Raw genomic sequence first — 20,565 nt, forward strand, 5'->3', positions numbered from 1 at the left:
TGCCTCCTTAACTGGGCGTGGACTTCCCGAGCATTCCGTGCTCCCGGAGCCAGGTGATCAGGTTCCCGCGGCCCGCGAACGCCAGGCCGGCGGCAAGGCATACTGCGGGCACCGCGGACAGGACGTAGCGGTAGCTGAAGCCCGCGGTCATCGGCGGCAGCACGATCAGCGCCACTCCGATCAGCCAGGGTAGCAGGGCGAGCCCCCCCCAGCCGGTACCGGGTATGCGGGTCTTGCGGCGCACGCCAAGCGCGACGCCGACCGCGCCAGCCAGCACGAACAGGAACAGGAACGGGCCGCGCAGGTAGACGACGCCCTGGTACGCCCACAGGAACCTGGCCCACGGCTGGACCACGGACGGCCGCCCGTAGTTCGCGCCGCCGTAGTCCTTAGCCGCCCTGCTGTTAGTGGCGTCGGCGGTCACCCAGCCGGGCACTGCCGCGACCGTGGGCTCGAACCGGAACAGCGAGCCGGAGCCTGTCACGTTGCCGATCGAGTTGTTCACGTTCTCCCGCGTCCACCCGAACGTAGTCAGCGTGTCCTTGGCCACCACCCGGGCGTAGTCGAGCGGCTGGGCGAGGATCGCGCGCTCGGCGAACTTCATCGTCAGCGACTCGATCTGCGGGGTGAACCGGTAGGAGTTGTCTGTCCCGGTCAGTTTCGCCAGGGGCGTTAGCTGGCCGTTCCCGTCGTAGTTCGCCCACAGGTACTCCTGGGAGTTGGGCCGCTCCGACAGCGGCGCGCTGTCACACAGCACCCGCAGGTCCGCCGGCGGGTTCATCTTCGAGCATTCGGCGAAGCTCTGCACCCGGCTGTACAGGTACGTTCCGCTTGACTCGTTGAGCGCGTATTGCCCGTAGTGGGCATGGAACCACACCATGTAGCCGGCGATCGGCACCAGTCCGGCCACCGTGGTCGCGACGATGCGGCGCCAGCCCATGCGCCGCAACAGCACGCCGATGACCACGACGACCAGCAGTATCTCCCCGACGTCCCGCACGGTGGCCGCGTAACCGATCGCCACGCCAGCGACCATCGCGGCGAGCAGCGGCGGCCTGTCCCACCAGCACAGCAGGATCAGCACCCCGGTGACGAGCGCGCAGAACAGCGTGTCCGAGGCGACCATGTGCTCGACCTGCAGCTCGAACACGTCGAAGAGCACGGGCAGCGCGGGGATCGTCGCGCCCCACCACGGCAGCCCGCGGCGGCGCAGCACCGCGTAGATGCCCGCGCCGATCGCCAGTCCCATGAGCGCTTGCAGCCCGGTGACCACGTTGAGGTTGTGGAAGGGCAGCAACAGGTACAGGAACAGCGGGTACCCGCTTGAGCGGACGACGTCCGGCGACCTGGTGACCGCGTCGGTCATGTAGTTGTACGAGTCGTTGAAGAACATGGCCGGCGGGTAGCCGAGCATGACGACCACGCGCAGGGCGGTCGCGACGGCCAGCACGGCCACGAACGGGCGGTGCGATCCGATCAGCCGGCGCAGCCGGGCGGCGGCCGAGGCAGCCGGGCTCGAGGCATCGCTGTCATCGGTCACCGGATCGGCGACGCGGTCGTTTACGGGCATCGCACCAGACTTTACAAGAACTGGGGGCCTGCGGTGGCCGCGGTTCGCTGTCCCGGCGCGGTTTAACGCCGCCTGGCGAGCGAAATGAACACGAGCGCCACGATCACCGCCACGGTCGGGGCGATGATCGCGTGCGCAGACTGGCTCGCCAGCGCGAGCACGATCCACAGGGCCACCAGCGGGAAGAAGGCCACCGGCCGGCGCCTGCGCCGCGACGACGGCGGCAGGACGCCGTTGGCGCGCGGCGGATGCGCCGGAAGGGTCGGCGGGGGCAGCGGCCGGCCGGGGACGTCGGAGCCGAGAACGGGCTGCACGGGAAGGTCGTCGGTAAGCTTGCGCAAGTCGCCCCACGTCTTGCTCGCGTAGGCGGCGGTCATCCGCTCGTCGAACTCCTCCATGGTCAGCCTGCCCGCCGTATAGGCGTCCCTGAGCGTGGTTACCACGACTTCGCGGTCCTGGTCTGACGCGCGGATCATGTGATCGCTAGCCATCGGCAGACCTTCCTACGGCTTCGAGCAGGCCTTCTTAATATTACCGGTCCGGTTTCATTATGATCTGCCCATGCCCGCGCTCCCCCCGACGGGGAACCACTTCATCGTCTGCGGGGACAGCCCGCTTGCCTACCGCATCACCCGTGAACTGACCACACGCTACGGCGAGGAAGTCATCGTGGTGCTCCCGTCCCTGCTGCGCAACCACGGTCCGCGGATCGCCGCGCTCCCGCGGGTCACCGTGCTGGAACACGACGAGCTGACGACTGAGGCGTTCGCCAGCGCCGGGGTGGCGTCGGCGCGCGCCCTCGGCCTCGTCGGACCCGACGACATCGGCAATTTCCACGCCGGCCTGCGCGCCCAGGAGCTCAACCCGGACTTGCGCCTGGTCATGGCCGCCTTCAACCGCAGGCTCGGTGAGCATTTCCGCGGCTTCTTCCCCGATTGCACGGTGCTGTCAAGCAGCCAGATGGCCGCGCCGTCGTTCGTTGCCGCCGCGCTCGGCGAACCGGCCCCCAGCCACGTCCGGGTATCCGGGCGCACGCTGTACGTCGCCAGGCGGGCTGACGTGCCCGCCGGGCATACGGTCTGCGGTCTTCAGGTGCCCGACGATCCGGCGGGCACGACCCAGCTGATCGCGCCAGAAGCGCTGCGGGACACCGCCGACGGCCTTGTGCTTGCGGTGGCGGACGGCACGCCGCGCGATCCGCTCGCCAGCAGGCGGCACCCGGTGCGCGCCGCGCTCGGCGTGGCGCAGCGGCTGGCCTGGAACAAGTTCGGCCTGGTTTTCGCGATCCTGGTCGCGGCCGTGGTGGCCGGGTACTTCCTGCTGTTGCAGGTTCCCGCTTATTCGTCCGCCGACGCGCTCTACCTGGCGGTCATGGACATCACCGGATCGGCGCTCACGATGGCCTCAGACAGCGGGGCGGAGAAGGTCTCGCAGGTGGTGCTCACCCTTGACGGCATGGCGCTGATCCCGCTCGTAACCGCCATCATCGTCGGCGCCCGGCTGACCGGGTCGATCCGCGGCGAACCGCGGCCGCGCGGCGGCCACGTCATCGTCGTCGGGCTGGGCAATGTTGGCACGCGGGTGGTCGGCGAGCTGCATGACCTTGGCTTCGACGTCGCCTGCGTCGACCGGGATCCCGAAGCCCTCGGCGCCCCGCTCGCGCGCCGTCTCGGCCTGCCCCTCGTGATCGGCGAGGCTTACCTGGAGGAGACGCTGCACGCGGCGGGGCTGGACAATGCCATCGCGCTTGTCTCGGTGACCAGCAGCGACATCGTGAACCTCGAGACCGCGCTGCAGGCGCGGGCGATGCGCGAGGACCTGCGCATCGTGCTGCGCCTGTTCGATGACGACCTCGCCCAGCGGGTGCAGAAGACCGTCGGCAACGTGGTCTCGCGCAGTGTCTCGTACATGGCGGCGCCGGCTTTCGCGGCGGCGCTGCTCGAGCACCAGGTGCTGCGCACGATAGCCGTCGGCAGGCACGTGCTGCTGATCGCCGACGTCCGGGTCGAGGCCGGCGCGGACATCGCGGGGCAGGCTGTCGCGGAACTCGAAAGCGATGGCCTCGCACGGGTCCTGGCGCTGCAATTGCGGGGCTCCCAGAAAGTCGACTGGACGCCGCACCGGGGATACCTGCTCGCGGCGGGTGACCGGGTCATTGTGCTGGCCACCAGGGCCGGACTCAGCAGATTCCTGGCCGGTAACCGGCCGGTCGCCTCGCCCTTATGACTGGCGCGTCATGGTAACCCAATAATTGGGTCTCGCGGGGCGGTTACGGGCGCGTTACGCTATTAGCGGAACTTTCAACCTGGTTGTTAGCGTGCCAGGAGGGAAGCCAGAGATTAGCCGCAGGATGGGGCCGTATCGGACCTAACGGCGCAGCACTGGTTTCGCGCCGCAAGGCCGGGATTATGGTTCCGTTACTGCCGAACCATGTGCCCGGACGACGGCAGCGGGAGCAAGCCAGCGGACGGGCTTGTCAAGCTCGGAGGCATTATGAGCGTCAGTGAGGACCGTACAGTAGAGCCCTCCGTTCAGCCCGCCGCTCCCGCGTCGGGAATCGCCGACCCAGCCCCGCTCGGGCTGGCGGCGTTCGCTCTAACCACATTCCTGCTGTCGGCAGCCAACGCCAACTGGATGACCGCCGCAACCGGCAGCGCGTGGCTCGGCTACGCGCTCGCCTACGGCGGCCTCGCCCAGCTGCTGGCCGGTATGTGGGAGTTCAGGAACAAGAACGTGTTCGGAGCTACCGCGTTCTCCTCGTACGGCGGCTTCTGGATCGGCCTGTTCCTGTGGGCACGGTTTGTCGCGCCGACCGCATCGAGCGTCGCGGTCGCCGATCACGACCTCGGGTGGATCGCGCTCGCGTTCGCGATCTTCAACACCTACATGCTGATCCTGTCCACCCAGGTGAACCTCGCGGTCTTCGGCGTGTTCCTGACCCTTGAGATCACCGAGATCCTCCTGTTCATCGGTAACTTCGCCACCAACAGCGCGACCGTCAAGGCCGGCGGTTACCTCGGCGTGATCACCGCGCTGGTGGCTTGGTACACCTCGGCCGCGGGCGTCTCGAACGGCATCGGCGGCCGATTGCGGCTACCGGTAGGCAAGCCGCTGCTCTAGCTCACCCCGCGTCAGCGGCAGTCCCGGTCAGTTCTCCTGCTCGCGCCGGGTACGGTAAGGCGGTCAGCCGCAACCGTACCCGGCGCGACGGGAGGATCGGGATATGCACCTGCAGGACGGGCCGCAGCTTGACCTGTCTGCTCAGGTCGCGAAGGTGAAAGCTAAGACGCGGCCGTGGAAGTCGATCATCGCGCTGGCGTTCGCGATCGTGGCGGCCATAGCGTCAGGCTGGGCGCACCACGACTTCAACCGGTACTTCGACGCCAAGCACGTGCCGAACCAGATTATCGCCGCGGCTGCCGCCGCGGCGTTCTGCGTGTTCGCATGCATCGCTACGTATGGGCTGGCCGGCAAGGCGCGGTCTGTGCTCGAGCGGCGTACTGGCAGGTCGCATGCCGCGGTGGTCCGGTACGCGCTGCTGCTGGTGGGCGGCTTCACCACCTTGGTGATCACGCTGCTGCTCTTTTCCGTCCCAGTTGGCCAACTGGTCGTAGGCGGGGCGCTGACCAGCGTGTTCGTCGGAATAGCCGCGCAGCAGGCGCTGTCCAACGTGTTCGCCGGGATCGTCTTGCTGCTCGCCCACCCGTTCCGGGTCGGCGACGCCATCCGGCTGCGGGCCGGCGCGCTCGGCGGCAGCGGCCAGATCGAGGGGACAGTGACCGAGATCGGCATCACCTACGTGCGCCTCGACTCAAGCGGCAGCATCATGTCGATCCCGAACTCACAGGTCCTCAACGCCGTGGTGGGCCCGGTCCCGCCGCCCCCCGAGGGGAGCTAGTGAGCCGGTCCCCGGTTGCGGGGTCAGCGTGCGGTCGCCTGCTCCGGCCCTGCGCTGTCCCGGCTGCCCCGGGCACATCGGGCGCCCCGGGCGCCCGGGCCGCTGGGATGCGCCTCATGATCACGGGTCAAAGGTGACCGCGGGCGGTCCCCTTTGACCCATGATCATGGTCCATGGGCGGTTTCCGGGAGGTGGTTCACCGCTGGACGGGGGAAATGTCCGCTATGTGCCCGCCGCTGGCGCGGTTGACCCGTGACCTGCCCTCCGCCGCAAACGGCCAGCGGCCACGGCCGGCACCTTCTGTGACCGAAGACCGCTCACGTGGTGACCGCAGAACTCACCGCCGGCTCACTAGCCCAGCGGCGCGGTCGTCCACGCGGCCGGATTCGTGCCGAGGAATTGGGTCCGCGCGAGCACTCCGAGCACCCCGCCCAGTTCCGCGCTGCCCGGCAGCGGCGCGTCGACGCTGACGGCGTTCCTGGCCCGGCCCCAGTGCGTGTAGCCGGGTGATCGCCGCCTGCGCGAGGTCGTCAGCGCCCTGCCAGTCCTGGCACAGCAGGTACGCCACGCGGCGCAGCCAGGGCAGGCGCGCCTTGACATAGTCGGTGAATTCGGCATCCCGCGCGGATTTCACCGGCCGCTCGCCACGGTGCGGCGTCCGGCTGTCAGCTGTTCCATACCCGCCTGATGCCCGCGGGCGGGCGCGCGGTTGCCCACGGTTTCGTGATCACCGGCCGCCCGTGTAGGCCTCGGTCAGCGTTGCCAGCAGCTCCGCCGTGCTGAACCGGCCGTCGATCCTGGCGCGGGCGGTGGCGGCCATCCGCGCCGCGACGGCCGGCCGGTCCAGCAGGTACCCGATCGCCGCGGCCAGCAGGTCGGGACGCCGCGGGGGTACCAGCAAGCCGGTTTCCCCGGGTATGACCACGTCGCCGACGGCGTTCACCGCGGTGGCCACCACGGGGACCTCGCACCTCATGGCCTCGACCACAGAAGTGGGCAGGCCCTCGTAGCGGCTGGGCAGCGCGAAGACGTCGAAGGCGGGCAGGATGTCAGGGACGTCTGTCCGCTCGCCTGCCAGCACGACCCGCGGAGCGGGCGGCGAGCCTGGCCGCCCGGCCCGTGCTGCCAGCTGGCCGATCCGCCCGGCGAGCTCGCCGCCGCCGACCCAGACGCCGACCACGTCCGGCCGGCCGAGCTGGCGCAGCGCGGCGATGAAGTCCTCGGGCGCCTTCTGGTAAGTGAGCCGTCCGACCGCGCCGACCACGGCGGCGCCGGCCGGGATGCCCAGCGCCTGCCGTGCCTTGTCGCGGGCTTCCGTGGTGCGGGGTTGCCCGCCGTCCACGGCCACGCCGATCGTCCGGATCCGCTGGGGGGCGGCTAGCCCGCGGCGGACCGCCTCGACCGCCACACCGGTCCCGACGCAGAGCACCACGTCGGTGATGCGGCCGAGCCGCCGCTCGATCGCGACATACGCGCCTCGCTGCGCGCGTGACTGGAACTCATGGAAGGGGAAGCCGTGGTAGGTGTGCACGATCCGCGGTACTCCCGCGCGCCGGGCGGCGATCCGCCCGAGCACGCCCGCCTTCGACGTGTGCGTGTGCACCACGTCGAAGTTCTGCTGCGCGAACAGCGCGGACAGCGCGCGGAACGCCCGCAGGTCGCCGCGCGGGTCGATTGGCCGCCGCAAGACCGGCTCGATGCGAACCTCAAGGCCTGCCGCCGCGGCCTCGTCAAGCAGGCGGTCTCCGCTGCCGGTCACGATCGTCGCAGCGAACTCGCCGCGGTCGAGCGCGCGAGCGCCGCGCAGCGCGAGGATCCCGGCACCACCCTCCAGCCGGGTGATGACGGTTGCCACGCGCACCGGTTGGCGGCGGCTCATCCCGGCTGGCAGGCCGCTGTCGCCGACGTGTCCTCGGCCGACCAGTAGCTGGGCAGCGCCTGGTAAGGGTTCGAGCCGGTGCCGTCGGTCACGTACACGTACCCGGCATCCCTGCTGTGGGCGAGCCTGAGGGCGTTCGCCAGGTCCGCTCCTGGCGTGGCGAAGATTGTGTGGGCGAACTTCGAGGCGGGATAGTCCCGTGCCCAGCCGGGCACGTCGGCCGTGAGGTACTGGGCGTACGTGCCCTCGAACACCATCACCACGTTACCGATTGACATGTACGCCTGGTCGGGATAGTCGCCGGGGTTGAGCCAGACCTGCGAGCCGGGATTGGTCCGGTGGATGTAGTCCGCGAGCTGCTTGTAGTAGGAGATCTGCTGCGGCTGTCCCGAGACACGGTCCAGGAAGATGCTGGTCACCCCGTACCAGGCCGCGTAGTCGCGCACGTCGGCTTCGACCTGCGCGATCGGGCGCTGCCCGTCCTCGGTGGAGGAGTAGCCGAGGATCGTGATCCCCGCGGCCTTCGCCTGGCTGACCAGGGCCTGGAACTCAGGGTTGGGCGCGGTCCCGGCGCCCGCGCCCGTAATGTCAAGGATCATGTCCGCGGGCGGCGGCGTGCTGCGGGTCGCCTCGGTCCAGTATCCCGGTGCGAAGTAGGCCGGCACGTTGAGGTGCTCGCAGAGGCCGTCCGTGCCGGTGGCCGGCGTGGTGGTGGCCACCGGCCCGCTCCCCCCGGTAACGGTGACGCCGATCACCACTCCCGCCACCGCCAGCACTCCGGCCAGCGCGGTGACCGCCAGCGTCGTGGTCCGGACGGGGCCAGCGCCCAGGCCGCGCCGGTATCTGTACCTGTATCTGTACCTGTTGTACCTGTACCTGTACCTGTGCCTGGATCTGTGTCTGCGTCTGGCAGGCGCGCTCATGTCAGCTCCTTCCGGTGCCGACCCCCTGGCCTGCCGTCGCCGACGCCGTAGTCGGCCGGCAGGGCATCGTACGGGTTCGGCCCGCTTCGTTCTGTGATGTACACGGACGCCGCGCGGCGGCTCACCGCCAGCTGCCGGGCGTCGGCGAGCTTGTCCACCGGGACGGAGTGCACCACGTGGTAGAACTTCTCCGGCGCCCACCGCTGCGTCCAGCGCGGCATGTGCAGCCGCTGGTAGGCGGGCCACGGCCCCTCGAAGGTGCCGAGCAGGTCCGCGTGCCGGGCATAGGCCTCGGCCGGGTGCGTGCCGTGGTTGAAGAACACGACGTCCAGGTCCTCCGCCCGGATCCGGGCCGCCAGCTCCGCGTAGTACCTGACCTGCTCCGGACCGGCGGCGACCCGGTCGAGGCACATTCCGCGCACGCCGTACCAGTCCTGGTAGCGGCCGGCCTCAGCCATCGCCTGGGGCATGGGAACATGCCCGTAGTCGGTGTCGATGTACCCGATCACGCCCACGCCCGCGCGGCGCAGCAGGTCCGCTGCCTCCCGGAACGCCCGCTGCGGCCTGGTTCCCGGCCCGCTCGCGACGTTGAGGATGACCAGCCACACCCGCGACGGGTGCTCGGCCAGCCACTGCCACTGCTGGGGCTGCAGGCCAGGATGAAAGTATGCCGGGACGACCAGGCGAGGCCGGACGGGAACCGCCTGGCCGTCCGGGGCAGACATCAGGCTCCATTCCACAGATCCCGGACAGCCGCGGCCAGGTCCCGGCGCGGCCGCCAGCCCAGGTCTTCGGCCGCCCTCGTGATGTCGGCCTGCTGCCAGTCGAGGCCGGCCGTGCGCGCTGATCCGGGGGCGTCCTCGCGCACCTGGACATCGCATCCGCTGGCCGCGAGCAGCTCCTGGACCAGGACCCGGGCCGGGACGCCGGTGCCGCTGCCGACGTTGACGACCGCGTGCGGCAGGGACGGCGCCGCCGCCGCGGCAAGCGCCGCGTCGGCGACATCGCGGGCGTCCACGAAGTCGCGAACCGAGTGCAGCGGGCCCAGCCGCAGGCTCGTGCCGTTGGCCGCTGCCAGCAGCCGCCGCAGTTGCGCGGCGGCGTGTCCGGGCAGGCTGTCTTCCGGCGCCCCGGCCCCGACCACGTTGAACACCCGCAGCACCACGGCGTCCAGCCCTGCCGTACGGGCCAGTTCGACCAGCCGGGTGCCGCCGAGCTTGGTGACACCGTACAGGCCGGCCGGCCGGGGGACGGCCGTCTCGGCCACCGGCACGCCATCCTCGGCCGCCCCGTACTCGGCGGCCGATCCGACGTGCACAAGCCGGGCCGGAACGCGGGCGCGGCTCTGGAGCAAGGCCGTGACCAGCGTGTGCACCGCGGTGATGTTCGCGGCCGCGAGTGCGTCCGCGCTGCCGCTGGTCGCCCCGGCACAGTTGACGACCACCTCGGGCGCGGCGGACGCCACCAGCGAAGCGACCTGCGCGACGGGATCCGCCACGAGGTCCAGCCGCAGGTGCTGCCCGGGGAGCGCCGAGCGACCCGCGGTCAGCACCGTGTGGCCCGCGCTCGCGGCCTCGCGTCTTACGTGGCCGCCGAGGAAACTGCTCGCACCGATGATCAGGATCCGCATCGGTTCACACGTGGTATTCGTTGAGCGTGTACCGCTCCAGGTTCGCCGGGTCGAGGAACCAGTCGATCGTCTGGCGCAGCCCCTCCTCCCTCGATACCTGGGGCTTCCAGCCGGTCCGGGCGCTGAGCTTGGCGGCGTCGCAGACCAGCCGCATCACCTCGGACTCCTTGGGGCGCATCCGCTGCGCGTCCTCGACGATGTCGGCCTGGACGTCCATGAGCGCCGCGATCTCCGCCGCGAGGTCCCCGATCGAGACGTCCTCCCCTGGCCCGCAGTTGAACACCTCGCCAAGCACCGCCGAAGCCGGCGCCGTGCCCACGGACACGAACGCCGCCGCGGTGTCGGTGACATAGCTGAAGTCCCTGGTCGGTGCCAGCGCGCCCAGCTTGATCTGCGCGGGGCGGGCCGCCAGCTGGGTGATGATCTGCGGGATGACGGCCCGGGTCGACTGGCGCGGGCCGAACGTGTTGAACGGGCGCAGCGTCACCGCGGGCAGACCGAAGCTCAGGTAGTAGGACTCCACCAGCTTGTCGGCGGCAATCTTCGATGCGGCGTACGGCGACTGCGCCTGCAGCGGGTGCTCCTCGCTGATCGGCACGGTGCGGGCGGTCCCGTAGGTCTCGCTGGTCGACGTGTGCACCAGCCGCGGGGTGCGGCAGGCGCGCACCGCCTCGAGCACGTGCAGGGTGCCGATCGAGTTGTTGTCAACGAAGGTGCGCGGCGCCCGGTACGAGTAGGGCACAGAACCGATGGCGGCAAGGTGGTAGACGACCTCCGCGCCGTCGACCAGTTCGCGGGCCGACGCCGGGTCCCGCACGTCGCCGAACACCACCTCGACCGACTCCCGGACGTCGGGCGCCAGCGTCTCAAGCCAGCCGGCCGAGCTCCACATGTTGTAAAGCGCCATGGCCTTGACCCGGAATCCGCGCCGCACCAGCTCCTCGGTCAGGTGCGAGCCGATGAACCCCTCGGCCCCGGTGACCGCGACGGTGGTTTGCGTCATTCTTCCTCCTATAACTTCGGACGAGGTTTCAAACGGAAGCAGCTAGGCATGCCGCACGGCCGCCCCGAGGCAGGCCAGGCCGTAGCTGCCCACCACGAAAAGCAGTGCCACGGGCACCGCGAGCTGCACGGCCAGCCCGTGCTGGCGCAGCGCTACCTCCGCGCCCAGCGCCGCGGCCGCCGCGGCGAGCGGCACGGCGCGGACCCGCACCGCCTGCAGCAGCAGCACGAGGAACATCGCGGCACCGAGCACCAGGTACGCGGCGATCTCCGGCATCATCTCATGCCGCGGCCGCAGCAGGCCCGTCTCGATCGCGACGCCGATCGCCAGGCAGACTAGCACCACCGTGCCCGACAGGTACTGCAGCAGGGCACCGAGCAGCGACAGGTGGGCCTGCCTGCGGAACCAGCGCGGGTTGTTGGTCACCCCGAGCAGGTACCGGGTACGCCGCCGGTACCACAGCAGGCTCCACTCCGCCACGCCCATGCTCAGCGCGAGCGGGATCGACGCGACCAGCGCACCGAGGTTGACTCCGCCGTGCCCGGCCGGGCCCGCCACGACAGGGAACGTGAGCAGCCCGGCCGCGACCACGCCAAGCAGGAACGCGGGCACGGCACCGCCGAGTTCGGCCGCCACCAGCAGCCGCCCGGCCACGGGCCCGGGCCCGGTGCGGCCGGACAGCGCGATCACGCACGCGAGCACCGGCGTGGCGGCCAGCGCCGCCCAGGTCAGGTGCTCAAGGCCCGGCGGCCTGCCGGAAAGCAGGAACACCGCGGCACCTGCCACCCCGGGAGCCAGCGCCACCAGCAGCCACAACTCCGTCCCGGTCACCAGGAGCACGCACGCGCCGAGCATGTAGGCTCCTTCCCCGGCGCCGAAGCAGAGGACGGCCGGGTGCCCGCCGGTGATGTGCCCGGTCACCGCCATCACGAGTCCCACGGTGGCCAGCCCCGTCACAAGGCCCGCGCGCAGCACGCGCTGGGCCTGGCCCCGCCCGGCCGTGCCCAGCCGGTGGTAGCCGATGGCGGCCAGTCCCTGGCTCAGCCCCCAGCCGGTCAGCAGCGCCACCACCAGGGTAGGCAGCACGCCTGGCCCGGCGAGCAGCCCTCCTGCCGCGGGAAAGCAGACCGCCGGCAGGGCGTAGAGCAGGCCGTGCAGCATCAGCCGGAGCGGACCGTGCGGCCACGGATCCGGCACAGGCTCAGGCTCGGCAGGCTGCCGCGGTATCTCCTCGTACAGCACGCGTGCCAGCGCGAACACGTCCTCCAGGCCGTACTCGGCGGTTGCGGTCCGGTCGCTGACTCCCTCAAATTCCAGCGCGCTTGCGACCTCGAACGGATCCACGGCGGACTCGCAGACCGTGGCGAACCGCGCGCAGAGCTCGTCCCACTCCGCCGCGCTGATTCCGGCTAGCTGGGTCATGACGAGACTTCCGAGGGCTCGACGGCGTGTGCCTCCACGACCGGGTTCTCCTTGGTCACGCTCAGGCCCGCGTTCCTGGCGGGGTGCGGCTCTGCCGCCGGGTTCTCCTTGGTCACGCTCAGGCCCGCGTTCCTGGCGGGGTGCGGCTCTGCCACCGGGTTCTCCTTGGTCACGCTCAGGCCCGCGTTCCTGGCGGGGTGCGCCTCCGCCACCGGGTTCTCCTTAGTCACGCTCAGGCCCGCATCGATGGGCGTGTGGCCGATCTTGGGGAACGGCACCGTCTCCGCGGCGGCGACGGCCTCCACGGCCTTGGCCACGTGGCCGACCTTGGGGAACGGCACCGTATCGGCGTTCGCAGTGACGACCTGGCGCCCGGTGCCGAAGTAGCTGTAGATCTCGTTGAACCTGGCGACCGCCCGGTCCACGGTGAAGTGCTCGAGCGCGCGCTGCCGGGCGGCGCTGCCGAGCTTCTTGCGCAGCTCGGCGTCGCGGAGCAGCCGCAGGCACGCGTCCGCGAGCGCCTTCGGGTTACGCGGCGGGACGATGAGGCCGGCGGAGTCGCCGAGCGCCTCGCCCACGCCGCCGACGTCGGTGGCCACGCACGCCCGCCCGCAGGCCATCGCCTCGATGAGCGAGTAAGGAAAGCCCTCGCTGATGCTGCAGAGCGCCACGACCTGCCCGGCCGCGTAGGCCTCCCGGACCTGTGCCACCCTGCCTTCGAATGTGGCCCGGTCGTCGATCCCGAGGTCGGCGGCCAGCGCCCGGCAGCGCTCAAGGTACGCGTCGCGGCCGCGCGGCGGTGACCCGAATATCCGCAGCCTGGCCTCCGGCATCTCCTCAACGACCAGGGCGAACGCGCGCAGCAGGGTCTCCAGGTCCTTGATCGGGTCTATCCGGCCGAGCCAGGAGATCGTGGGCACCTCAGGCTCGGTGGTCAGCGCGGGGAAGACCTGCGGGTTCACGCCGTTGTAGACCGTGCGGATCCGTGTGCCGTCCGCGCCGAGGCGTTCTTCCCAGCGCTTGTTGTAGATGTTGCCCGGGGTGATCACTTCGGCCTCCCGGTAGCCCAGCGCGCAGACCTGGCCAAGGAAGCGCAGCAGCAGGTCCTTGACCGGCCACCCGAACGGCGGGCGGCGCAGGTGCAGGTACTGCTCGCGCATATAGACGCCGTGCTCTGTGACGACCAGTGGCGTCCCGTACCGCCACTTGGCAGCCACGGCCGGCAGCACGCCCAGGCCGTTGGTCACCGCGTGCACCAGGTCCGCCTGCACAGGCGGGTGGGACAGCGGCCGCAGCGCGTGCTCGATCAGCTGGAGCAGGGTGACCGCGTCACCCAGGGACGGCAGCACGGAAGGCGACTGCACCCCGTGGTTCACCGCCAGCTGCGGCCATCGCTCCCGCCACTGGTCGCACAGCAGCCGCGCCGCCGCCTCGCTGGACAGCGCAGCGAACAGGCTCTCGGCCTGCGCGTAGCCGAACAGTTCCCGCATCACGGCGGTGAACCGGATCCGCGCCACAGCCTGCGGCGCCAGCAGCACGTCGATCAGGTCGCGTACCGGAAGCGGCGGATGCCTGGCAGGCCACGCGCCCCGAAGGCGGGCCCGCGGCCGCAATGGCGGGGGGGAACCCCACAGCGGGATCGTCACCAGCCGTGAGACGTTAGCAGGCAGCTCCCACTGCACCGGCTCTGCTCCCGTGGCGACCAGCGCCACGACTGTGAACTCGTAGCCGGGGAGCCCCCTGATGAGCTGGTCGAACCACACGCTGACGCCGCCGAACTGGTGTGGGTAGGTGCCCTCCGCAGTGAGCGCCACCTTCATGTCAAGCCACGGCACCCCGTCCCGAGGGCTTCCGCAGCCGCTCGTAGAGATCGTCGACGCGCTGTGCGGTAGCGCTGATGCTATAGCGGTCAGTCACCGCGCTGTCGGCCTTGCGCACCCGCGGCCCGGCGGCCACCGCTGCGCTAAGAGCCGCGCGCAGCGCCTCGGGGGTCCCCTCCACCTGTCGTGCCTGCTCGGTCTCGATCCCGTCCAACGCCGGGCACGTGGTGTACAGCACGGGCAGCCCGCTGGCCATGGCCTCGATCGCCGCGAGCCCGAACGTCTCCTGGCGGGATGCCATGACGTACAGGTCGAAGGCGGACAGCATCGCGACGGTGTCGGCCTGGAACCCCGCGAAGATGACCCGGTCGCCGGCCCCGGCCCTCGCCGCGTGTTCCTTCAGGTTGTCCATCTCCCCGCCACGGCCGACCACAAGCAGCACGCACCGCTCGCCGAGCAGCGGCTTCACGGCCTCGATCAGCATGTCGACGCGCTTGTTCGAGTCCAGCCGGCCCAGCGTCCCGATCACGTACGTGTCCGGCCGGATGCCGAACTGCTCACGGGCGCGGGTGCGCGCCTCCGGGTCGAAGGCGAACGCGGCGGTGTCCACCCCGTTCGGGATCACCGTGATCTTCCGCGCCGGGACACCCCACTTGACGAGGCGATCCCGGACGACGTCGGACACAGCGATCGTGCCGTCGGAGAAAAACTCCGAGGCGAGGTAGAGCCCCCGTACCCCGGAGGTCATCTTCCTCCGCTCGATGTGCGTTTCGCCGATCGAATGCTCGGTCGTGACCACCACCGGCGTCCTGGCCAGCCGCGCGGCCGGGCGGGCGTAGATCTGCGACCGGTACAGGTGGGCGTGCACCACGTCGTACCGCCCGGCCCTGATCAGCGAGCTCAGCCTCGGCAGGGCCGTCAGGTCGGTGTTGCGCCGCATCCCGATGTCGCGCACTGAAGTGCCCTGCGCCCGGATCTGCTCGGCGATCGGGCCCGGGTTATAGAGCGTGACGACGTCGGAGTCGTGCCTGGTGTGCCGCAGCAGCATGGCCAGCTGAGTCTCGGCGCCCCCGGCGTCCAGCCCGGTTATCACGTGCAGCACCTTCATGACTGCCTTGCCCTCACTTTCATTGCTGTGTCCCCCTTCATTGCCATGAATCCCGGCGCCTGCCCTGCATCGCGACGTAGCCCCGGTAGAGCAGTCGCTTGGCCGTCATCCGGCTGGACGTGTCGCGCTCGCCGACGTAGATGCGCGGCAGCGCCAGCATGCCGAGGTCGGTCAGCCGCGGCGCCTCGACGGCGCACGCGTACTCGTAGCCCGCGTCGCGCACAGCCTGCCTGGCCGCGGCATCCATGGACCCGAAGGGGTATGCGAAGCCGCGGACTTCGGCCTCGGTCTGCTTGTGCAGGCTGTCCCGGCTGCCGCCGACCTCGGCTGCCAGCCGCCCATGGTCCGCGCCCGCCAGCCGCATGTGAGTGGCGCTGTGCGAACCGATCTCCATACCCGCGGCGGCCAGTTCGCCGACCTGAGACCAGGTCAGGAGCGGCCAGAGCGTGCCGTCGTCCCAGTCGTTGTTTCCCCCGGCCTTGTCCGAGATGACGAAGACGGTCGCGGTGAAGCCGTGGCGGAGCAGCACGGGGGCAGCATGCTCTAGCACGCTCGCGTAGCCGTCGTCGAACGTGATGCCGACAAGCCCGCGGGCCCGGCCCGCGCGCATGGCGGTCACCAGCGTCCCCACCGCCACGCCGCGCAGTTTGTGCCGCCGCAGCCAGGACATCTGCGCGGCGAACCGCTCCGGTGAGACGCACAGCATGTTCGGATCGTGGCTCACCCGGTCCACGGCGTGGTACATCAGGATCAGCGGCACGGAGCTTAGGGGAATACGCCCCTGGCCGTTCGGTGCGGCTCTCATGGCCACGCTCTCACGGTTACCGTGGGCGCCGTCCGCCCCCTGGACCGCCGGGGCGCCCGGGGCGCCCGGGCCCGCGCCGGCCGGGAGGGGAGGGCGGCGCGCACGACTCCGGCCGCGGTCCGCGCCAGGATCACCGCGTCCAGCCACGGTGACCAGTACTCGATGTAGTAGTTGTCGAACCGCACCCGCTCCGCGAGCGACGTGTCGCCGGTGAGGCCGTGCACCTGCGCCCAGCCGGTAAGCCCGGCGGGCATCCGGGTCCGGTCGGCGTACCGCGGAACCTCGTGCCGGAAGCGCTGCGCGAAGTACGGCCGCTCGGGCCGCGGACCGACCAGCGACATGTCGCCGCGCACCACGTTCGCCAGCTGTGGCAGCTCATCGAGGTGAGTGGCCCGCAGCCACCGGCCGAGCGGTCTGCACAGCTCCCCTGGCACCTCCCAGCGGGTGTCCGGGTCGCCGTGCACCTCAAGCGTCCGGAGCTTCACGACCTGTGCTACCCGGCCCTCGCCGGTCACCCGGTCCTGCCGGAACAGGACCGGGGGACCGGAGCGCAGCCGGACGGCGACCGCCAGGGCGAGGACCACGGGCGTGACGGCAATGCCGAGCACGAGTCCGACGAAGAGATCGAACGCGCGCTTGGCCGCCAGCCGGACCCGCGGCCGCCGCCGCAGGGGGATGAGAGGCACACCCCAGATCTCGTCCAGGGAGCCGCGCGGCACCGCCATGCCCAGCTCGTAGAGCCTAGGCGCCACGCACACGTCGGCTCCGAGCGGCGAGCTGGCCCGCAGCAGCGCCACCATGTCCTCGTCGCGGCAGTTGCTTGAGAAGCACACGATGACCCGGCCGATGCCGTGCGCCTGCACCACCTCGGCAAGCTCGGACAAAGTGCCGAGCGTTGGCACAGGCAGGTCGCGGCGCGGCGGCCCGTCGTCGACGAACCCGGCGGGCCACAGGCCGAGTTCCTGGTGCGTTTCCATGAGCTCGGCGACGTAAGCGCCGAAGGTTCCGGCACCGACGACGACCGCCGGCTCTGCCAGCAGGCCACGGCGGTGCACCGCGCGCAGCGCGGCAGTGGCCGCGACCCGGCAGCCGAGCACGAGCCCCGCCGAGCAGATCCCGAGTACCAGCAGCCTCCGTTCCGGCAGCCAGGCCAGCAGCACTGGCAGCGGCAGTGCCGCCGCCGCCAGGATCTGGCCAGCCTGGTCCGAGGCCCGCAGGCAGATGCGCAGCCGGTGCTGCCCGCCCGCGGCGAGGATGGAGATCACGGCCGTGGCGTAGACCGTACAGGCAAGCGGCTTGCCGACCGCACCGCTGACCACGCATGCCGCTACCAGACCGGTAGCGTCGGCGGCAGGCAGCGCGGCCAGGCGGGCCAGCCGCCCGCCGCGCGCCACGGCCGGGCCCCCGGCCCCCTGGCTCCCCGGCCGCCGGGTATCGAGCGCCCGGCGGCCCGAGATCAGGTGGTCTGCCATCATCGTCCCGCCGGAACGGGGGGCTTCACGCGATACCCTGCACCAGCCAGCTGCCGGCCCACCGTCGTCGCGGCGTGGCGCGAACCGTAGACGAACCGCATGACGGGCCCCATGGTGGGCGCCACCAGCGGGCCGATGAAGTAGAGCCCGTGCACGGAGGACTCATAGCCCGGTCCGACGACCGGGGTCCCGGCGACGCCGCGCAGCGCGGACTGGATCTCTGCGCTCAGGAAGCGCATCCTGCTCAGGTTGGCCCGGTAGCCGGTGCCGGCGATGATGTGGTCGGCGGTCAGCTCCTTGCTGGTTCCTCCGGACGTGACCTCTAGCCGGACCCGGCTGCCCTGCGGTTCCACCGAGGTGACGGCATGTCCGGTCAGCACGGTGAACTGCCCCTCCACCCGGCTGCGGAGCCAGCAGGCACCGGCCGGTCCAAGGGCCGTCCGCGCCCGGTACACCCGGGTGTTCCGCGGCAGGTGCCTGAACGCCTGGGGGTGGTTGGAGTAGAACCAGCTGCTCCAGCCAGAACCGAGCCCGGATTCCGGCTCCCGTATCCGTTGCGGCAGCGGGCGGTCCGGCGGCAGCGGATTCCCGTTCCAGGCCAGCCGCGGCTCCCGCGCCAGCACCGTTACGTCGGCGCCGCTTTCGTGCAGCAGCGCCGCCGATTCCAGCGCCGACTGGCCGGCGCCGATGACGATGACCTGCTGGCCGCGGAAGGCCGAGAGGTCCGTGTGCGCGGAGCTGTGCGTGCACAGCCCCTCGGGCAGCCCGGAGAGGAACTCCGGCACGTAAGCGAAGTGCTCGACGCCGACCGCGACCACGACCGCGCGGGCGGAGACGTCGGCGCTGCCGTCGACGGTCAGCCGGAAGCCGCCGTCTTCCCTGGCGACATTGGTGACCAGCGCTTCCTCTACCGCAAGGCCGAGCTCGGACCGGAACCACTGGCCGTAGGCCACGAACGTGTCCAGCGGGACCGGCAGGCCGTAGCTGGCGTAGGAGCGCCCCGTCGCCGCGCAGAAGGCCTCGAGCGTGCGGGCGGCACCGGGATCTGACAGATTGGAAGCGAAGCCCTGTGACTTGAGGTACATGCCCTTCGGCATGGCGTCGCGCCACAGTCGCATCGGCATGCCAAACTGACGGTAGCCGACGCCGGCCGCGCTCAGGTGTGCGGCCAGTGAGAGGCCGTACGGGCCTGCTCCGATAACGGCCACGTCGACGGCATCGGTCATGATCGGGTTCCTCCTTGGTGAAGTTGCATTGGTTCAGCGGGGCGCTAGTCTGCCGTGCCGGTCAAGGCTGTGCAGTGGTCTGGGTCTGGGTCTGGGGACATGGGGACGCGCTGTCCAGGCGCGGGGCGGCTCGCCCCGCAGTCGCGGGCGCGGAGTTTCCCCCGTGGGCGGCAAGGCGGCCCGGCCGGTAACGGAAGCCGTCGCGAGCGGAGTGCACCCGGTGGCCGGTGAACCGGCGGGTGACCGAGCGCCAGCCCATGCGCACGCACATGAGCCCGAACGGCCGCAGGTCATCCCGCGCGAACCATGCCCACTCATCGGCGGTGCGCAGCGAGGCCAGCCAGGGCCGCAGGCCAAGTTCGCCGGCCCGCCACTGCGCGAGCGCGCTGATCGGGTCGTAGTTCTCGACCACGAAGCAGCGGCCGTCCACCTGGGTGGCTTCGGGGATCGGCTGGCCGGTCAGGTCGAGATAGGCAGCCAGCGCCACGTCGGTGCCCGCGGTGTCGCGGAACAGCCGGAACTGCGCGCCCAGCCGCGGGTTGAAGTCCAGCAGATGGTAGCGGCCGTCCCGGTCGTCCAGCCGGATGTCCAGGTCGAGCAGCCCGCGGTAGCCAAGCCGGGCGAGCAGCGAGGTAACCTCACCCCGGAGGGCGTCGTTCGCGGTCGCCCTGCCGCGGCTTGTCAGGCCGGCGCCGACCGGGTAGGACCGCTCCTTAACGCCGGTGAAAGCGGGCCGGCAGTCGGCGGCGGCGTCGCAGTAGCCGTGGAAGAACCAGTCATGGCCCTGGCCGCCGGGGATGAACTCCTGCAGCATGAGGCCTGCGTCGGCGTGCGCGCAGTTCTCGTAGACCCGGCCGAGTTCGTCTTCGTCCGCGACCACCTGGGTGCTGCGCAGGCCCTTGGATGCGTTCCAGGGCGCGGTCAGCTTGGCGATTACCGGGTACCCGGCCGCTTGGGCGAAGTCCCGCGCCTCGGCGCGCGACCCGGGCAGGGCAGTGCGCGGCGAGGCGACGCCGAGTTCGTCGCAGATCTCGTGCAGCGAGTACTTGCCGGCCAGCCGCCGCGGCAGGTCTGGCGGGGGATCCGGGAACAGGAACCGCTCCCGCAGGGCGCCACCGTGCTCGGCGAGGAAGAGCGCGCCCGCGTCGTCCGTGGTGATCAGGACGGCCTGGCGGCCGATGATCGCCGCGAGGCGCGTCAGCCCGTCAAGCACCCGGTCGACATCGTCGGGACTGGGACGCCAGAAGAAGCGGCCCTGCAGGTACCTCGAGCCGGCGGCTGGAGCCAGCGGGTCCTCGTGCACCCCGTAGACCGGGACGCCGATGCGGCCCAGGCTCCTGATCACGCCAAGCCCGCCATGGTGCATAACGTTCGGATCGAACTTCAGCACAACGGCTGGTGTGCTGGTATCCACCGAGTGGATCGTGTCCCTCATGGCGGTGCGGCCCCTCCCAAGACGACCCACTGTTCACATCTGCAGTCCGGTTCAGTCTGGCTCCTATAGGACGACGCGCCAGCTACCGGTATTGTTTACGCGAAGGAAGCTTTTTTTCTCTTATCTGGCTTTCCGGGGTTCCGCAGTTGATCAAGCTCTAGGGAGCGTTTCAGGCTGAAGACACAGGCCAGTGCGGGTTGTCTGCAACTTTGGCCGGGAGCCCGCCCAGCACTTTGGCGGTGGCGACCTTCAGATAACCGCCCGATCGCGGCCCCGGGAGTTCCCGTGGGGGTTCAGCCCGACGCAGCGGCCAGCCGACGGCACCCCCGGTAGCCGACTTACCGGCACCCGGCGCGTGTTTAGTTCTGTGTCAA

18 protein-coding genes are annotated in these 20,565 nt (G+C 70.7%); 3 read left to right on the forward strand and 15 right to left on the reverse strand.

Annotated features, from left to right (window positions below):
* Positions 1–7 precede the first annotated feature (7 nt).
* Both Q1N79_RS23540 and Q1N79_RS23545 read right to left on the reverse strand, forming a co-directional pair.
* Positions 8–1,570 (reverse strand): hypothetical protein, encoded by a 1,563-nt coding sequence (locus Q1N79_RS23540; protein WP_300612495.1) that lies wholly within the window; start codon positions 1,568–1,570, stop codon positions 8–10.
* Between the two features lie 62 nt (positions 1,571–1,632).
* Positions 1,633–2,061: a DUF1707 domain-containing protein gene (locus Q1N79_RS23545; protein ID WP_300612497.1), complete on the reverse strand. Its 429-nt coding sequence runs from the start codon at positions 2,059–2,061 to the stop codon at positions 1,633–1,635.
* Between the two features lie 70 nt (positions 2,062–2,131).
* On the opposite strand from Q1N79_RS23545, the gene Q1N79_RS23550 reads away from it, so the two are divergent.
* From Q1N79_RS23550 to Q1N79_RS23560, 3 genes are all read left to right on the forward strand, one after another.
* A complete protein-coding gene (locus Q1N79_RS23550) occupies positions 2,132–3,796 on the forward strand; it encodes an NAD-binding protein (RefSeq protein WP_300612499.1) in 1,665 nt (554 codons plus the stop codon).
* A gap of 267 nt (positions 3,797–4,063) precedes the next feature.
* The gene (locus Q1N79_RS23555) at positions 4,064–4,690 is read left to right on the forward strand and encodes an acetate uptake transporter (protein WP_300612501.1); all 627 of its coding nucleotides are present in this window, start codon (positions 4,064–4,066) and stop codon (positions 4,688–4,690) included.
* 103 nt (positions 4,691–4,793) lie between these two features.
* Positions 4,794–5,468: a mechanosensitive ion channel domain-containing protein gene (locus tag Q1N79_RS23560; RefSeq protein ID WP_300612503.1), complete on the forward strand. Its 675-nt coding sequence runs from the start codon at positions 4,794–4,796 to the stop codon at positions 5,466–5,468.
* 351 nt (positions 5,469–5,819) lie between these two features.
* Here the strand turns inward: Q1N79_RS23560 and Q1N79_RS23565 are convergent, their stop codons facing one another.
* The 13 genes from Q1N79_RS23565 to Q1N79_RS23625 form a co-directional block, all read right to left on the reverse strand.
* A complete protein-coding gene (locus Q1N79_RS23565) occupies positions 5,820–6,068 on the reverse strand; it encodes a hypothetical protein (RefSeq protein ID WP_300612504.1) in 249 nt (82 codons plus the stop codon).
* A gap of 127 nt (positions 6,069–6,195) precedes the next feature.
* Positions 6,196–7,323, reverse strand: a complete 1,128-nt coding sequence (locus tag Q1N79_RS23570) for a glycosyltransferase (RefSeq protein WP_300612506.1) — start codon at positions 7,321–7,323, stop codon at positions 6,196–6,198.
* 20 nt (positions 7,324–7,343) lie between these two features.
* On the reverse strand, positions 7,344–8,270 hold the full coding sequence (locus Q1N79_RS23575) for a spherulation-specific family 4 protein (protein ID WP_300612508.1): 927 nt from the start codon (positions 8,268–8,270) through the stop codon (positions 7,344–7,346).
* Positions 8,267–8,995, reverse strand: a complete 729-nt coding sequence (locus Q1N79_RS23580) for a spherulation-specific family 4 protein (protein ID WP_300612510.1) — start codon at positions 8,993–8,995, stop codon at positions 8,267–8,269. The genes Q1N79_RS23575 and Q1N79_RS23580 overlap by 4 nt, the downstream gene beginning before the upstream one ends.
* On the reverse strand, positions 8,995–9,900 hold the full coding sequence (locus tag Q1N79_RS23585) for an NAD(P)-dependent oxidoreductase (protein ID WP_300612511.1): 906 nt from the start codon (positions 9,898–9,900) through the stop codon (positions 8,995–8,997). The genes Q1N79_RS23580 and Q1N79_RS23585 overlap by 1 nt, the downstream gene beginning before the upstream one ends.
* Positions 9,901–9,904: 4 nt before the next feature.
* Complete coding sequence (locus Q1N79_RS23590; protein ID WP_300612513.1) at positions 9,905–10,903, reverse strand: GDP-mannose 4,6-dehydratase; 999 nt, start codon at positions 10,901–10,903, stop codon at positions 9,905–9,907.
* Between the two features lie 42 nt (positions 10,904–10,945).
* Complete coding sequence (locus Q1N79_RS23595; RefSeq protein WP_300612515.1) at positions 10,946–12,325, reverse strand: hypothetical protein; 1,380 nt, start codon at positions 12,323–12,325, stop codon at positions 10,946–10,948.
* On the reverse strand, positions 12,322–14,145 hold the full coding sequence (gene pelF / locus Q1N79_RS23600) for a GT4 family glycosyltransferase PelF (RefSeq protein ID WP_300612517.1): 1,824 nt from the start codon (positions 14,143–14,145) through the stop codon (positions 12,322–12,324). The genes Q1N79_RS23595 and pelF overlap by 4 nt, the downstream gene beginning before the upstream one ends.
* A gap of 1 nt (position 14,146) precedes the next feature.
* A complete protein-coding gene (locus Q1N79_RS23605) occupies positions 14,147–15,253 on the reverse strand; it encodes a glycosyltransferase (RefSeq protein WP_300612519.1) in 1,107 nt (368 codons plus the stop codon).
* Between the two features lie 37 nt (positions 15,254–15,290).
* Entirely contained in the window at positions 15,291–16,013 is a 723-nt protein-coding gene (locus tag Q1N79_RS23610) for a polysaccharide deacetylase family protein (RefSeq protein WP_300612521.1), read from the reverse strand.
* 41 nt (positions 16,014–16,054) lie between these two features.
* Positions 16,055–17,530, reverse strand: a complete 1,476-nt coding sequence (locus Q1N79_RS23615; protein WP_300612523.1) for an exopolysaccharide biosynthesis polyprenyl glycosylphosphotransferase — start codon at positions 17,528–17,530, stop codon at positions 16,055–16,057.
* Positions 17,530–18,756 carry an NAD(P)-binding domain-containing protein gene (locus Q1N79_RS23620; RefSeq protein WP_300612525.1) on the reverse strand — a complete coding sequence of 409 codons (1,227 nt, stop codon included), beginning with the start codon at positions 18,754–18,756 and terminating at the stop codon, positions 17,530–17,532. Before Q1N79_RS23620 ends, Q1N79_RS23615 begins: the two co-directional genes overlap by 1 nt.
* A 61-nt stretch (positions 18,757–18,817) precedes the next feature.
* On the reverse strand, positions 18,818–20,170 hold the full coding sequence (locus tag Q1N79_RS23625) for a hypothetical protein (protein WP_300612527.1): 1,353 nt from the start codon (positions 20,168–20,170) through the stop codon (positions 18,818–18,820).
* Positions 20,171–20,565: the final 395 nt, after the last annotated feature.

Origin of the sequence: Trebonia sp., from assembly GCF_030042015.1 — a bacterium.
Lineage (GTDB): Bacteria > Actinomycetota > Actinomycetes > Streptosporangiales > Streptosporangiaceae > Trebonia.

Bases quoted from the DNA above. Each gene is read 5' to 3' on its own strand.
- Q1N79_RS23540 (WP_300612495.1), bottom strand. From the start codon at position 1,570: ATGCCCGTAAACGACCGCGTCGCCGATCCGGTGACCGATGACAGCGAT.
- Q1N79_RS23545 (WP_300612497.1), bottom strand. From the start codon at position 2,061: ATGGCTAGCGATCACATGATCCGCGCGTCAGACCAGGACCGCGAAGTC.
- Q1N79_RS23550 (WP_300612499.1), top strand. From the start codon at position 2,132: ATGCCCGCGCTCCCCCCGACGGGGAACCACTTCATCGTCTGCGGGGAC.
- Q1N79_RS23555 (WP_300612501.1), top strand. From the start codon at position 4,064: ATGAGCGTCAGTGAGGACCGTACAGTAGAGCCCTCCGTTCAGCCCGCC.
- Q1N79_RS23560 (WP_300612503.1), top strand. From the start codon at position 4,794: ATGCACCTGCAGGACGGGCCGCAGCTTGACCTGTCTGCTCAGGTCGCG.
- Q1N79_RS23565 (WP_300612504.1), bottom strand. From the start codon at position 6,068: ATGTCAAGGCGCGCCTGCCCTGGCTGCGCCGCGTGGCGTACCTGCTGT.
- Q1N79_RS23575 (WP_300612508.1), bottom strand. From the start codon at position 8,270: ATGAGCGCGCCTGCCAGACGCAGACACAGATCCAGGCACAGGTACAGG.
- Q1N79_RS23580 (WP_300612510.1), bottom strand. From the start codon at position 8,995: ATGTCTGCCCCGGACGGCCAGGCGGTTCCCGTCCGGCCTCGCCTGGTC.
- Q1N79_RS23585 (WP_300612511.1), bottom strand. From the start codon at position 9,900: ATGCGGATCCTGATCATCGGTGCGAGCAGTTTCCTCGGCGGCCACGTA.
- Q1N79_RS23590 (WP_300612513.1), bottom strand. From the start codon at position 10,903: ATGACGCAAACCACCGTCGCGGTCACCGGGGCCGAGGGGTTCATCGGC.
- Q1N79_RS23595 (WP_300612515.1), bottom strand. From the start codon at position 12,325: ATGACCCAGCTAGCCGGAATCAGCGCGGCGGAGTGGGACGAGCTCTGC.
- pelF (WP_300612517.1), bottom strand. From the start codon at position 14,145: ATGAAGGTGGCGCTCACTGCGGAGGGCACCTACCCACACCAGTTCGGC.
- Q1N79_RS23605 (WP_300612519.1), bottom strand. From the start codon at position 15,253: ATGAAGGTGCTGCACGTGATAACCGGGCTGGACGCCGGGGGCGCCGAG.
- Q1N79_RS23615 (WP_300612523.1), bottom strand. From the start codon at position 17,530: ATGGCAGACCACCTGATCTCGGGCCGCCGGGCGCTCGATACCCGGCGG.
- Q1N79_RS23620 (WP_300612525.1), bottom strand. From the start codon at position 18,756: ATGACCGATGCCGTCGACGTGGCCGTTATCGGAGCAGGCCCGTACGGC.